Here is a 13784-nt window from a genome sequence, read left to right as displayed (position 1 = left end):
GGGAAGAGACTATGCTGGCGAAACGGATTATACCTTGTCTGGACGTCAAGGACGGACGGGTCGTAAAAGGCGTCAATTTTGTCAACCTGCGGGATGCCGGCGATCCGGTCGAGCTTGCGGCCGTATATGACAGGGAAGGCGCGGACGAGCTCGTATTTCTCGATATCTCCGCCTCGGTGGAAGGACGCGCGACGATGATCGAGGTTGTGAAGAAAACGGCGGGGGAGATTACGATTCCGTTCACGGTCGGCGGCGGCATCTCCAGCACGGAGGATATGAAGCGGCTTTTGCGCGCAGGCGCGGACAAGATCGGGATCAACACGGCCGCGATCAAAAATCCCCGTCTGATCGAAGAGGGCGCGTCCAAATTCGGATCGCAATGTATCGTCGTCGCGATTGACGCCAAGTACAACGAGTCGTGGGGCGAATGGGAAGTGTACACGCACGGCGGACGCAATGCGACGGGCATCAAGGCGCTCGAATGGGCGCAGCAGGCGGAAGCGCTCGGAGCGGGGGAGATTCTGCTGACGAGCATGGATGCGGACGGTACGAAGGACGGCTTCGACCTGGCGCTGACGAAGGCGGTATCGGAAAGCCTCGGAATTCCGGTCATCGCCTCCGGCGGAGCGGGAAGCAAGGAGCATTTCTACGACGTATTCACGCAAGGCAAAGCCGACGCCGGACTTGCGGCGACGATTTTTCACTATAAAGAAATGACGATTCAAGAGGTTAAGGACGATCTGAGAAGCAAAGGGGTGGAGGTCCGATGAGCGGTCAAACGTTCGAACAGCTGGCGGATGCGATCAAATGGGATGAGGCGGGGCTCGTTCCGGCTATCGTTCAGGATGCGGTCAGCAAAGAAGTGCTCATGCTCGCTTACATGAACCGGGAATCGCTAAAGCTGACGGCGGAATCGGGGGAAACCTGGTTTTGGAGCCGTTCCCGCTCGGAGCTGTGGCACAAAGGAGCGACGTCCGGACATATTCAGAAGGTGCGCTCGCTGCGCTACGACTGTGACGGCGATACGCTGCTCGTGACGGTCGAGCAGACAGGACCGGCTTGCCATACCGGCAAGTACAGCTGCTTCTACAATGTCGCGGGTGTGAGCGGAGCGGACGTAAGCGAGGCAACTTCCGGACCGAAAAACCGGTTCGAAATTCTCGAGAAGCTGGAAGCGACGATCGCCGAGCGCGACGCGGAACGTCCGGAAGGGGCGTACACGACGTATTTGTTCGAGAAGGGCGTCGATAAAATATTGAAGAAAGTCGGCGAAGAAGCGGGCGAAGTGATCATCGCAGCCAAAAACCGCAGCCACGAAGAGCTGCGCTATGAAGCGAGCGACCTGATCTTCCATCTGATGGTGCTGCTGCGCGAGCAGAAGCTGCCGCTCGATGACCTGCTCGGAGAGCTGGAACGCCGGTATATGAAACAAAAAAGCGATTACGCGATCAGTTGAGCCTGAAACGTATCGAATAGGACGATCCCACCCGAGACTTGTCATTATGGAGTAAGGGTGGGTGTTTTTTTACGATTCACGCCAGAAGGTTTGAGTTCGCTAAAGCGATAAAGCGAATCGAGACATTTTGAACCAAGGAAAGCTACCTCTTACGCAGGGGATTGCATCGTGGCAAAAGGCTTCGTTTAGAAGCTTTTCTTACTATCCGATACGTAATCCGGGCCGGGATGGAGATGCTAACCGACTAAGGAAGAGGTGCAGTCCAGCCGGTGGATTCGCCTTTATTTCCAGAAGATGCTTAAACTTGACTTTTTTTCGGTCGGATTTGGAAGTGAAACGGGGCTATTTGTGACGAATTGATGAAATGCGGAACTGAAAGCTTTTGAAAAAACTTGTCGAGGGAGTATAATAGTGCTTGGACAGGCACGCCTGGGTATTGTCGAAACAAGTTAATAATTGATGAAACGTGCTGGAAGGCTTCAACCATTTCTAGGAGGTAACCATGTACAAGGACAATTGTAAAATTTTTTCCGGATCGTCCAATCCGAAGCTCGCCGCAAGCATCTGCGCCGAACTGGGTATTCCGCTCGGTCAAATCAAGCTTTCCCGCTTCAAGAGCGGCGAAGTGTACTGCCTGTACGAGGAGTCGGTCCGTAATTGCGACGTCTTCCTGGTGCAGACGTTCTCGCATCCGATCAACGATCATTTCGTAGAGCTGCTTGTTATGATCGATGCGGCTAAGAGGGCATCCGCCAGAACGATCAACCTTGTCATCCCGTACTATGGTTATTCCAGACAGGAACGCAAAGCCGCTCCTCGCGAACCGATATCGGCCAAGCTGGTAGCCGATCTGCTGACGACCGCGGGCGCCAACAGCATTGTGACGGTCGATCTGCACGCGCCGGCCATTCAGGGCTTCTTTAATATACCGGTTAATCACATGACCTCACTGGATCTGATCAGCGATTATATCCGCAACAAAAAGATTCCGAATCCGGTCGTCGTCTCTCCGGACGTCGGACGTGCATCTACCGCCGAAAATTTGGCGAACATTCTCAACGCTCCGTTCGCGATCATGATCAAGAAGCGCCATGCCCACAACGAAGCGACGATTACGCACGTCATCGGCGACGTGGAAGGCCGCACTCCGATCATTATCGAAGACATGATCGACACCGGCAATTCGATTATTAAAGTCGTGGAAGGTCTCAAGGAACGGGGAGCGGAGGACTGCTTCGTCTGTGCGACGCATCCGATCTTCTCGGGACCGGCGCTTCAGCGGCTGGATCATCCGAATATCCGGGAAGTGGTTATTACCGATTCGATCGCGCTGCCGGACGGACATCCGGAGCGGTTCAAAGTGTTGTCGCTCGCCCACTTGTTCTCCGACGCCATTCGGATTATCCGTGAAGGCGGATCGATCAGCACGCTGTTCAAATACGGCGGCGTGTAAGGCTCGCCTATTGCAATCAGGCCGACCTCCGGCCGGACGCCGCCGCGAAATGCCAGCAAAGCAGTAGGTAAACTCGCCGGATGTGTGTTATACTTTGAGGTAATAAGTAGAGTTGCCGGAGGTGTCTGAAGTATGGCAAAGAAAAAGCATGTGGCCAAGACGAAAAAGCGCAACGTCATCACGGTCGAAATGGATGCCACGTTCTTTTTCGAAAGAGCCGTCCAGTCTTTGGACCGTCACCGTTACGATAAGGCGTTGAAATACTTCCGGCGGGCCGTCGAGTTCGAACCGGATAATCCGGTCAACCATTGCAACCTGGCCGGCGTCTTGTCGGAAACGGGGGATTATGAGGAATCGAACCGGATTCTGCAGCATATTGTCGAACAAATCGATCCGTCCATGACGGAATGTTATTTTTATATGGCAAACAATTACGCCAACATGGAAAACTACGAAGCGGCCGAAGAGGCGCTCGTTTATTATTTGGAACACGATCCGAACGGCCAGTATCTGGACGAAGCGGAGGAAATGATGGACCTGCTCGGATATGAGCTGGAACGGCCGACGAAGCTCACCTCGATCAAAAGCAGGGAAGGGCTGTTTGAGCATGACCGGGCGCGTACGCTGCTGGAAGAAGGCAAGTTTTCCGAGGCGGTGCGCATTCTCGAGAAGCTGGTGAAAAAGTCGCCGGACTTTATGGCCGCCCGCAACAATCTCGCGCTTGCCTATTATTATATGGGCTTGTTTGACAAAGCGATGACGTCGATCCATCAAGTGCTGGAGCTGGAGCCGGGGAATTTGCACGCCTTGTGCAATCTCGCCATTTTTCACCAGCATAGCGGCAACCGGGAGGAGCTCGGCGAACTGCTCGTAAGCTTGCGGAAAACGTATCCGATGCACCATGATCACATCTTCAAGCTGGCGACGACAATGGGCATACTATCCGAGCACGAAACCGCCCACCGGTTGTTCCGGCGACTGCTCAAATCCGGCGAGTCCGGTCTTGATCCTTGTCTTTATCACTACACCGCGGTGGCGGCTTATAATATCGGCAAATACGCCGAAGCGGAGAAGCTGTGGCGGACCGTCGAGAAGCTCGATCCGGGTACGGATATTCCCCGGTATTACTTGACTCAGTTGAGGGATGCGGAAGCAGGAAATAAGAAACCGGTCGGTTATCATTACCACCTTCCCTTCGAAGAGCAGTTTCGCGTGCTGGAGACGGCGACGGACGGCATTCCCGATCATCTGAAGCGGGACCCGCTGGTGCGATCTTCGTTTTTCTGGGCGCTGCGGCATGGAGACGTGGAGACGAAGCTTCAAGTCATTCAGGCGTTCGGCATTATTGCCGACAGCGAGGTGGAGGACGCGCTTCGCGAATTTTTGCTCGATCCGGAGGAAGACGAATATTTAAAGAAGGTCGCTATCTTCGTGCTGCGCAGCATGCGTGCGAAGGAGCCGATCTACGTCAATCTGGACGGCCGGGAGACGCCGCTGCAGTCTTCGCCCTGGTCGCCGCATCTGCCGGTGTGGAAGGACAAGTGGCAGGAGGTCATGGAAGCCGCCCTCCGAAAAATGGATAAACGGTACGACATGATTCAACAGCACGACTTGGAGACGCTATGGGTAGAGTTTCTGACCCGGGTATACCCGGACGCTCCCCGAATCGGCAAAGTGGAAGGCTGGGCCGCCGCGCTGGAATATTTGACGGCCAAAATGCACCGCAGAGCGATCTCTTACCATGAAGTCGCAATCCGTTACGGCGTATCCGTCACCACCGTAAGCAAAAACGTCAAAGTGATCGACGTCGCCTGCGGCCTTAAAGAAAAAATGGACGCGATCTTTCCGAAGCTGACCAGCTCGGAGCCGTTCTGATCCAACCCCGTGCGTTTGAAGGGGATATACCGCCAATCACAAGCAGGAAGCGAAGGAGGAGAATAAGCATGTACAAAACGATTGTAATCGGCACAGGTCCTGCGGGACTTACAGCCGCTATCTATTTGGCTCGGGCCAACCTGAATCCGCTCGTTATCGAAGGACCGGAGCCGGGCGGACAGCTGACCACGACGACGGAAGTAGAAAATTTCCCGGGCTTTCCGGAAGGCATCATGGGTCCTGAGCTGATGGATAATATGCGCAAGCAGGCCGAACGGTTCGGCGCGCAATTCCGCACCGGCTGGGTGAACGAAGTCGACATGTCGAACCGTCCGTTCAAGCTGAAGATCGAAGGCGGCGAGGAGCTTGTTGCCGAGACGCTTATTATATCCACCGGAGCATCCGCCAAGCTGCTCGGCATTCCTAACGAGAAGGAAAGCATGGGACGCGGCGTCAGCACCTGCGCCACCTGTGACGGATTTTTCTTCCGCGGCAAAAAGATTATCGTGGTCGGCGGCGGAGACTCCGCGATGGAAGAAGCGAACTTCCTGACCCGTTTCGCTACCGAAGTACGCATCGTGCATCGCCGCGACGAGCTTCGCGCTTCCAAAATCATGCAGGACCGCGCCCGCGAAAACCCGAAAATTACTTGGAGCTTGAACAAGGCTCCGGTCGAAGTCGTGTCGGGCGACAAGGGAGTTACGGGCCTGAAAGTGAAAGACAGCACGACCGGAGTGGAAGAGATCATCGAGACGGACGGTATCTTCGTAGCGATCGGGCATACGCCGAATACACGCTTCCTGAACGGCCAGCTGAAAACCGACGAGATCGGCTATCTGCTCGTTACTCCAGGGACGTCCGAGACCAACGTGCCCGGCGTGTTCGCTTGCGGAGACGTGCAGGATCACAAGTACCGCCAAGCGATTACGGCAGCGGGCAGCGGTTGTATGGCGGCGCTGGATTGCGAGAAGTTTCTGGAAGGAAACGCGGTTCACGACTGGAGCAAGTCGCTCTAATTGGACAACGAATCGTAGGGAGAACCCGGGTTCTCCCTTTTCCTTTTCCAATATTCGCACAGGTGCGTTAGAGGACTTTTGCGCCCTTGCGGAGCCTCCCGCTTTACTTGACCTAATAGGTGGGTTGGCTTATAGTTGGAACAGTAGAATACAATTTCGGTTGAGGTGACATTGGGAATGTCGGAGAAGATTTATGTCGGAGTGGATTTGGGCGGCACCAATATTAAGGTGGGCATTTGCGACGAGCAAGGTAAGCTGCTTCACACTTATGAAGGTCCTACTGGAGCAGAAGACGGTCCCGAAGCGGTGCTTGACCGTATCGCGCAATATGTAAAGAAGATCGTGTCCGACTCGACCTACCAGTGGGAACAGGTGGCCGGCGTTGGAGCTGGAATTGCCGGATTTATCGATTTGGCAAACGGAGTCGTCCTGTTCGCACCGAACTTGAAATGGAAAGACGTTGCCGTGAAGAGCGAGCTGGAATCGCGACTTGGGCTTCCGGTAGCGCTCGACAATGACGCAAACGTGGCGGCGCTCGGAGAAGCTTGGAGCGGAGCGGGCGCAGGCCTCAAACATATCGTTGCTTTTACGCTTGGAACGGGCGTAGGCGGCGGCATTATTATCGACGGCCGGATCTATCAAGGCTTCCGGGGAATGGCCGGGGAGCTGGGTCACATTAAGGTCGTTCCCGACCTCGAAGCGATCCAGTGCGGATGCGGCCAGTTGGGCTGCGTGGAAACGGTTTCGTCTGCTACGGGCATCGTCCGGATGGCCAAGGATGCAGTCGGCCGCGGCGAAGCGACTTCGCTATCGCTGAATGAAACGATCTCGGCGAAGGACGTATTCGATGCGGCCAAAGACGGGGATGAAGTGGCGATCCGCATTGTGAAGCGGGCGGCGTATTATTTGGGCAAAGCGATGGCAGCTGTGGCGGTTGTATTGAATCCGCAAAGGTTTGTCATTGGCGGCGGCGTATCCAAAGCCGGCGATATTTTGTTCGACGAGATCCGCAAAGTGTACGTTCAGAACGTTCCTGAAGTGTTCGCTCAAGGTGTTGATATCGTTCCGGCTACGCTCGGAAACGACGCGGGTGTTGTGGGAGCGGCCGGATTAAATTTGAAGTAAGCCTCATACAGTAATAGAGCGAGTTCAAAAAGTCCGGTTTTCAGCACCGAGAAGATGGGATGAAGCTAGGAAATGGGCTTTATGAACAACCTCTAATAGAGAGAATAGAGCGTCCGCAGCGCCCGGCGGTTCTCTCAAGCGATGGGAGGGGAAACGTATGGAGGACATGGCGAACGTTGCAAGACTAGTCATCATTACGGGTATGTCGGGAGCGGGGAAAACGATCGCGGTGCAAAGTCTGGAAGACCTTGGCTTTTTCTGCGTAGACAATTTGCCTCCCGTACTCATCCCGAAGTTCGCGGAGTTGATCGACCAGTCCAAGGGACGGATCGGCAAAGTGGCCCTCGTCATCGACCTGCGCGGACGCGAATTTTTCACCTCGTTGTCCGAATCGCTGCGCACGATTAAGGAAAACTATACGATTACGTACGAAATCTTGTTCCTGGACGCTACCGATTCGACGCTCGTCCAGCGTTACAAGGAAAGCCGCCGCCGTCATCCGCTCGCTCCGGACGGACTTCCGCTGGACGGCATCCATCTCGAGCGTAAGCTGCTTGAAGAGCTCAAAGGCATGGCCAATCAAGTGATCGATACGAGCAGTCTGAAGCCGGCCGAGTTGAAGGAACGGATTATTTCCCGATTTACGAGCATGGGCAAAGGAAGCATCTCGGTCAACGTGATTTCCTTCGGATTTAAGTACGGAATCCCGATTGACGCCGACCTTATTTTCGACGTCCGTTTTTTGCCGAATCCGCATTATGTGGAACACCTGAGACCGAACACCGGCCTTGATCCGGACGTCTACGATTATGTGATGAAATGGAGCGAGACGCAGGAGTTTCTGACGAAACTGATCGATTTGCTCCAATTTCTCATCCCGCAGTATGCGAAGGAAGGCAAAAGTCAGGTTGTTGTCGGGATCGGCTGTACGGGAGGCAAGCACCGTTCGGTGGCGATCGCCGAATACTTGGGCAAGATGCTCGGCAGCAGCGAAACCGAAGTGACGCGGATCAGTCATCGGGACGCGGATCGGGATCGCCGTCCCGAGGTGAGCCGATGAGCGAAAATGTGCAGGAGGGCAGCCTTCCCCGGATTGTCGTCATTGGCGGCGGTACCGGTCTGTCCGTCATGCTCCGGGGACTGAAGGAGAAGCCTCTCGATATTACGGCTATCGTCACGGTGGCGGACGACGGGGGCAGCTCCGGCGTGCTTCGCCACGAGCTGCAAATCCCGCCTCCAGGCGATATTCGCAACGTGCTGATCGCCCTGGCCGACGTAGAGCCGCTGCTGTCAAAGCTGCTTCAGCACCGGTTCTCGAGCGGAGCGGGCCTCGCCGGGCACAGTCTGGGCAATCTGATGCTGGCCGCGATGAAGGATATTACCGGCGATTTCGTAACTGGAGTCAAGGAGCTCAGCCGGGTGCTTGCTGTCCGGGGCCGCGTGCTGCCGGCAAGCGATCACCAGATCATCCTGAAGGCCGAGATGAAGGACGGGACGATTATTGAAGGCGAGTCGAATATTCCGAACGCCGGAGGAAAAATTAATAGGGTATTCATCGAACCGGCTGACGTTTCACCGCTCGAAGAAGCGGTGGAGGCGATCCGTGAGGCGGACGCGATTCTGGTCGGCCCGGGAAGCTTGTATACGAGCATTTTGCCGAATTTGCTCGTCCCTAAGCTGGCGGAAGAGATTATGCGTTCCGAGGCGGTCAAAATCTTTGTCTGTAACGTGATGACACAGCCCGGTGAAACCGACGATTTTACGGTCAGCGACCATTTGCAGGCCGTATACGATCATGTGGGACACCATCTGTTCGACTATGTCATCGTGAATAATGGAGAAATTCCGCCGCAAGTTCAGAGCAAGTATGCGGAGAAAGGCGCGAAAGCGGTACACCTCGATATGGAGGAAGTGACCCGACGGGGTTACAAGGTGATCGCCGACCGGCTTGTTCTGTTCCGGACTTACTTGCGCCATGACGCGGCGAGGCTGAGCCACCATATTTTTCAACTGGTGGAAAGCTGGATGGTGCGAAAGAGGTGACAAGGGATGTCTTTTGCGGCGCAAACGAAAAAAGAGCTGACCATGGTCGAGGCCGAGGAGTGCTGTGAGAAAGCGGAAATGGCAGCACTCATCCGGATGAACGGGACCGTCCAGCTGACGAACCAGCGCATCGTGCTTGACATCTCCACTGAAAATGCGGCCATCGCCCGGCGTATTTATATGCTGATCAAAAAAAATTTCAACCTTCATACCGAGCTGCTCGTCCGCAAAAAGATGAGACTCAAAAAAAACAACGTATATATCGTCCGAGTGCCGAATCAGGTTCAGGAAGTGCTTGGCAGCCTCCGCATCGTATCCGAAGGGTTTCAGTTTACCCCGGGGATCGACCGGCGGATCGTGCGCGGCAACTGCTGCAAGCGAGCGTATTTGCGGGGGGCCTTCATGGCCGGAGGTTCGGTCAACAATCCCGAGGGTTCCTCGTACCACCTCGAGATCGCTTCGATGTACGAGGAGCACTGCCACGCCTTGTGTCAGCTGGCCAACAAGTTTCACTTGAACGCGCGCTGCATCGAACGAAAAAAAGGCTACGTGTTTTATATGAAGGAAGGCGAGAAGATTATCCAGTTTTTGAATCTGATCGGCGCGCATCAGGCGCTGCTGCGATTCGAAGACGTCCGCATCATGAAGGATATGCGCAACTCGGTCAACCGGATCGTCAACTGCGAGACGGCCAATTTGAATAAGACGATTGGGGCGGCCGTCAGACAAATCGAGAATATCAGGTATTTGAAGCAAGAGCTGGGTCTTGAGAATTTGCCGGAGAAACTGAGGGAGGTGGCGGAGGTTCGCCTGCTTCACCCGGATATGAATCTGAAGGAAGTCGGGGAGCTGCTGAAAGGCAGTGTCAGCAAGTCCGGAGTGAATCACAGACTCCGCAAGCTGGACGAACTCGCCGAAAAAATGAGAAATTCCTGAACAGTTTGAAATCATGGGGAACTTTCCTTTAACTGTTCGGTAATAAATGATATAATATGTCAATAACGAATTTCAACGGAACGTTGATCATAAGATGTAGGGGGTATCGGTTACATGACCAGACGTCCAGCAGTCGTACGACTGAGAACGGGATTGCACGCAAGACCGGCGGCATTGTTTGTCCAAGAAGCGAACAAGTTTTCGTCGGAAATTTTCGTCGAGAAGGACGATAAGAAAGTAAATGCCAAAAGCATTATGGGCATTATGAGCCTGGCCATCAGCTCCGGCACCGAAGTACACATCAGCGCGGAAGGTTCGGACGCAGAACAGGCTGTAACCGCTTTAGTCGCCCTGGTCGGCAAAGAAGAACTGGAGAACCAATAAGACGTTCTCCCCGGGCCGTAAACCGGCCCGCCGCTTCATACGGAGTATCCGAAAGCTTCCTTTTATCGAGGAGGCTTTTTTGGCGTTTCGGCGGCAAATAAACCTTGAAGATTACGTGCAACCTTTCTCCCTGCATCGCGTCTAAATGTACAGACAACCTATATTATACATAGAAAGAGTGGAGAGAGAAGTTGAACAGGAGAGGTTTGCGCAAGTGGATGGGGCTTGCTTTGCTGTGCGTGCTTATGGCGGCGGCTGTCGTTCCGGTATCCGGAGCGGGGGGAGTATCTACGACCACGATGAACATCTGGCTGCACTTGGATGAGCCGGTCGCTTACGTCGATTCGGCCAAGGTGGATCTGGACACGCCGGGGGTCTTGAAAGACGGCAATATGCGGTTTGTGCCGATTAAGTTTTTGGGCGAGAAGATGGGGTTTGAAGTGAAATGGAACGACAAGTCGCACCGGGTGGAAGTGAAGACGTCCCGGGCGGTCATCGAGCTGGACTCGGTGAACAAGTCGGTATTTATTAATGGGGTTTACTTGCCGTTCGACTCCGTCGCCCGGATGTTCAACGACAAGCTGATGGTGAAGGAAAGCTGGCTGATGGACTTTTTCGGAGCCAAGTACACGTTTAATGCCGAGCAGAAACGGCTGGAGATCACGTATGTCAAACGGCCGCCGTCGATCGTCGACAAAGACGGGAACTCCCGTCCGGTCGCCAGGTTTACATTCGGGAAGCCCGTGTACAAAATCGGTGAGCCGATCCAGTATATCGACCTGAGCTACGATCCGGACGCCGAAGGGCTCGTGTACGAGTGGGCGGGCAAGGAGGAAGCTTTCTTCTCGTCAGGCAAACATCTGATCACGCTGAAGGTCAAGGACGGGAAAGGGCTCGTCAGCGAGACATATTCCCGCTACATTCAGATCAGCTCGGAAGTGATGTACAAGTCTCCGATGGACTACAAACTTCACGTCTACCCGCTTCAGACGCTCGTACCGACGAACTGGACGGAAGTGTATGCGTACTTCAACGATTTGCCGGCCTTCGAGAAGAAGGTGACCGAAGACCGCTCGCGCAAGCTGCTCGTCAGCGACAGCCCGGAGACGTTCGAGGACAAGGGCATTTTGTACGCGGACAAAGTACAGGGCAAAGCGCGGCTGTATGCGGATCACATTAACGGTTCGGACGAGAAAGTGCAGTTCGTTATTATGGCTACGAACCCGGGCACGAAGCCGGTCAAAGTCAAAACGACCAACAAAGGCGAAGTGTATCCGTCGATTTATGCGAATCTGATCGGCCATGAGGCATCGGTCGAGTTTCTGCTCGCCGATCCGACAAGCCGGGAGCTGGAAGTGCCGCCGGGACAATCCCGGGTGTATGTGCAAATGCCGGAATTCCTGCCGGGACAAGGCGTTAACGTTATATACGATGTGGAAACCGACGGTCTGATCGAATTTTCCTTCATGGCGATCGATTCCAGCATCGAGTCTCCGACCTCCACGTATCCGCTGCTGTACAAGCAGCTGCCCGGCGATGGACACATCCGCGGGACGTTCCCGGTAACCGAGAAACGTTGGGATATCGATGCAAGCGCCTTTACGAAGCCGACCCGGCTGATCTTTGGCGACAACGACTATGACGAGTGGCAGAAGGGAATCGACCCGACGCTGAATGCGGAGGTGACCGATGACGGCAACTACGGAGTCGTCTACAAAATCCATTCGGACAAGCCGCGGAAGATGGCGATCTTGCTGCAGGCGCGGGGAGGCCCGTTCAAGGGCCCGCTCAAAATTAACGGCGAATTCGTGCTGGCGCCGCCGTCGGGTGTTATTACGGCGTTCGAAAGCGTGCAAATTCTCGCCAGAACGACAGGCGAAGAGCCATCGCTCGATATCGAATTTACGCCGCCGGCCGGTTCGGCATTCCCGATGAACCTGATCTTTTATCCGCTCGATTAATCGAACAATAGCCTGGAGCTTAAACGGCTCCCGGCTTTTTTTTGGTAGGCAGGCACTGAACAATATAAGAGTCTTTGGAGCCCTCTATTTTCGGCATATGAGGGAAACAGCGACGAATAAAGGTGGTTCGTACCCCTTATTTCAACCAACTGGTCGGGTCTGCACTCTTTTTGCGGGTAGTAGCAGCTACAAACCGCTCTTAAGTCTTCGTTGGAGCGGGTTTCGGACAAAATAAAGGGTACGGACCGCTCTTATGGGCGCTTCCTGCCCACTCCAGTCTATAAAAAAAGAGTTCGCCAAACCGGTCCGGTTCAGCGAGCTCTTTTCTGGGTTAGTGAAGTATGGAATAGTTAAATCTTGGAGACGACTTTATCGATGATGCCGTATTGGGCCGCCTCTTCCGCACTCATGAAATAGTCGCGGTCGGTATCCTTGTCGATCCGCTCGAGCGGTTGGCCCGTACGTTCGGACAAAATGCCGTTGAGCTTCTCGCGCAGCTTGATGATACGCTTCGCACGGATCTCGATATCGCTGGCCTGGCCTTCGGCCCCGCCGAGCGGCTGGTGAATCATCACTTCGCTGTTCGGCAGCGCGTAGCGCTTGCCCTTGGCGCCTGCAGCGAGCAGGAAGGCGCCCATCGAAGCGGCCATGCCGACGCAGATCGTGGATACGTCCGGTTTAATAAATTGCATCGTATCGAATATCGCCATACCGGCCGTAATCGAGCCGCCGGGGCTGTTGATGTACAGGCTTATGTCTTTATCCGGGTCTTGCGCCGCCAGAAACAGCATCTGGGCGATAATCGCATTGGCGATTGCGTCGTTTACGGGTGTGCCGAGGAAGATGATCCGGTCCTTGAGCAGACGGGAATAAATATCGTACCCACGTTCACCGCGTGCGTCCTGTTCGACTACCATAGGGATAAAACTCATAGCTAAAGCCTCCTTAATTGAAACGGATCGTCCACTCGGGGTGGAAACTACCTCTATCATAACGGAAAATGGGCTAAAGGTCAAGAAAGGTCAAATCAATTAAAACGATGTTTATTCCGTCCGCTTTTCCAGTATAGCCAGCGGTTTGGCAGTCTATAAGGTCAAGCGTACCGGATACTCCAAGGATCCACGGGAGGAGCAGCCCGCTCCATAAACAGGACTGGAGGCAACATTTGAAACCTTAGACTGAAGCGAGCAAGGCCGAGCTGTGAGAATAGCCCTTATAATGCAAAAAAACGTCCAAAGGACGTCTGTCGGTGTCATATATGGCGCGCTCGCAAGGAATCGAACCTTGATCTCAGGCTCCGGAGGCCTACGTCATATCCATTGGACCACGAGCGCATATTGTTGTTTGCGTCATAACTGTTTTTCGGACGCAAAGGTTATTATAGGACATCGATAAAAAAAAAGCAAGCTGTTTCTTTTGAGGGAATTTTAAGCCCTATTGTTTCGACAAAAGATGCGAACAAATGTCGCCTTGCATTTTCAGAAAAAGATGCATATAATAAAGTGGAAGTTGCGGGACGGAAAATGAAAGTGCGG

12 protein-coding genes and 1 tRNA gene are annotated in these 13784 nt (G+C 54.2%); 11 read left to right on the top strand and 2 right to left on the bottom strand.

What is annotated here, in order from left to right; translation table 11 throughout:
- The first annotated feature begins 11 nt into the window (after positions 1-11).
- The 11 genes from hisF (at position 12) to PV433_RS28010 (ending at position 12249) form a co-directional block, all read left to right on the top strand.
- Positions 12-770: an imidazole glycerol phosphate synthase subunit HisF gene (hisF, locus tag PV433_RS28060; protein ID WP_332075332.1), complete on the top strand. Its 759-nt coding sequence runs from the start codon at positions 12-14 to the stop codon at positions 768-770.
- On the top strand, positions 767-1456 hold the full coding sequence (gene hisIE, locus PV433_RS28055; RefSeq protein WP_332075331.1) for a bifunctional phosphoribosyl-AMP cyclohydrolase/phosphoribosyl-ATP diphosphatase HisIE: 690 nt from the start codon (positions 767-769) through the stop codon (positions 1454-1456). The genes hisF and hisIE overlap by 4 nt, the downstream gene beginning before the upstream one ends.
- Before the next feature lie 502 nt (positions 1457-1958).
- The gene (locus PV433_RS28050; protein ID WP_332075330.1) at positions 1959-2909 is read left to right on the top strand and encodes a ribose-phosphate diphosphokinase; all 951 of its coding nucleotides are present in this window, start codon (positions 1959-1961) and stop codon (positions 2907-2909) included.
- A 132-nt stretch (positions 2910-3041) separates the two neighbouring features.
- Positions 3042-4784, top strand: coding sequence for a tetratricopeptide repeat protein (locus PV433_RS28045; protein ID WP_332075329.1), 1743 nt, complete (start codon positions 3042-3044; stop codon positions 4782-4784).
- 68 nt (positions 4785-4852) lie between these two features.
- Positions 4853-5800: a thioredoxin-disulfide reductase gene (trxB, locus tag PV433_RS28040; protein ID WP_332075328.1), complete on the top strand. Its 948-nt coding sequence runs from the start codon at positions 4853-4855 to the stop codon at positions 5798-5800.
- 177 nt (positions 5801-5977) lie between these two features.
- Positions 5978-6925: an ROK family glucokinase gene (locus tag PV433_RS28035; RefSeq protein ID WP_190930283.1), complete on the top strand. Its 948-nt coding sequence runs from the start codon at positions 5978-5980 to the stop codon at positions 6923-6925.
- Positions 6926-7082: 157 nt separating this feature from the next.
- Positions 7083-7985, top strand: a complete 903-nt coding sequence (rapZ, locus tag PV433_RS28030) for an RNase adapter RapZ (RefSeq protein WP_190930282.1) — start codon at positions 7083-7085, stop codon at positions 7983-7985.
- Entirely contained in the window at positions 7982-8968 is a 987-nt protein-coding gene (locus PV433_RS28025) for a gluconeogenesis factor YvcK family protein (protein WP_332075327.1), read from the top strand. The genes rapZ and PV433_RS28025 overlap by 4 nt, the downstream gene beginning before the upstream one ends.
- Positions 8969-8974: 6 nt before the next feature.
- A complete protein-coding gene (gene whiA, locus PV433_RS28020) occupies positions 8975-9904 on the top strand; it encodes a DNA-binding protein WhiA (protein WP_190930280.1) in 930 nt (309 codons plus the stop codon).
- A 114-nt stretch (positions 9905-10018) separates the two neighbouring features.
- Complete coding sequence (locus tag PV433_RS28015) at positions 10019-10288, top strand: HPr family phosphocarrier protein (protein WP_110842828.1); 270 nt, start codon at positions 10019-10021, stop codon at positions 10286-10288.
- A 191-nt stretch (positions 10289-10479) separates the two neighbouring features.
- Positions 10480-12249, top strand: coding sequence for a stalk domain-containing protein (locus PV433_RS28010; RefSeq protein ID WP_223836869.1), 1770 nt, complete (start codon positions 10480-10482; stop codon positions 12247-12249).
- A gap of 350 nt (positions 12250-12599) precedes the next feature.
- On the opposite strand, the gene clpP is transcribed toward PV433_RS28010, so the two are convergent.
- Positions 12600-13181, bottom strand: a complete 582-nt coding sequence (gene clpP, locus PV433_RS28005; protein WP_332075326.1) for an ATP-dependent Clp endopeptidase proteolytic subunit ClpP — start codon at positions 13179-13181, stop codon at positions 12600-12602.
- Positions 13182-13508: 327 nt separating this feature from the next.
- Positions 13509-13583, bottom strand: a tRNA-Arg gene (locus PV433_RS28000).
- Positions 13584-13784 lie beyond the last annotated feature (201 nt).

The sequence above is a fragment of the Paenibacillus sp. GYB004 genome (assembly GCF_036577605.1).
Taxonomy (GTDB): domain Bacteria; phylum Bacillota; class Bacilli; order Paenibacillales; family NBRC-103111; genus Paenibacillus_AB; species Paenibacillus_AB oceani.
Note: the sequence above shows the minus strand (reverse complement) of the source record. Positions and strands in the feature narration are given on the sequence as shown.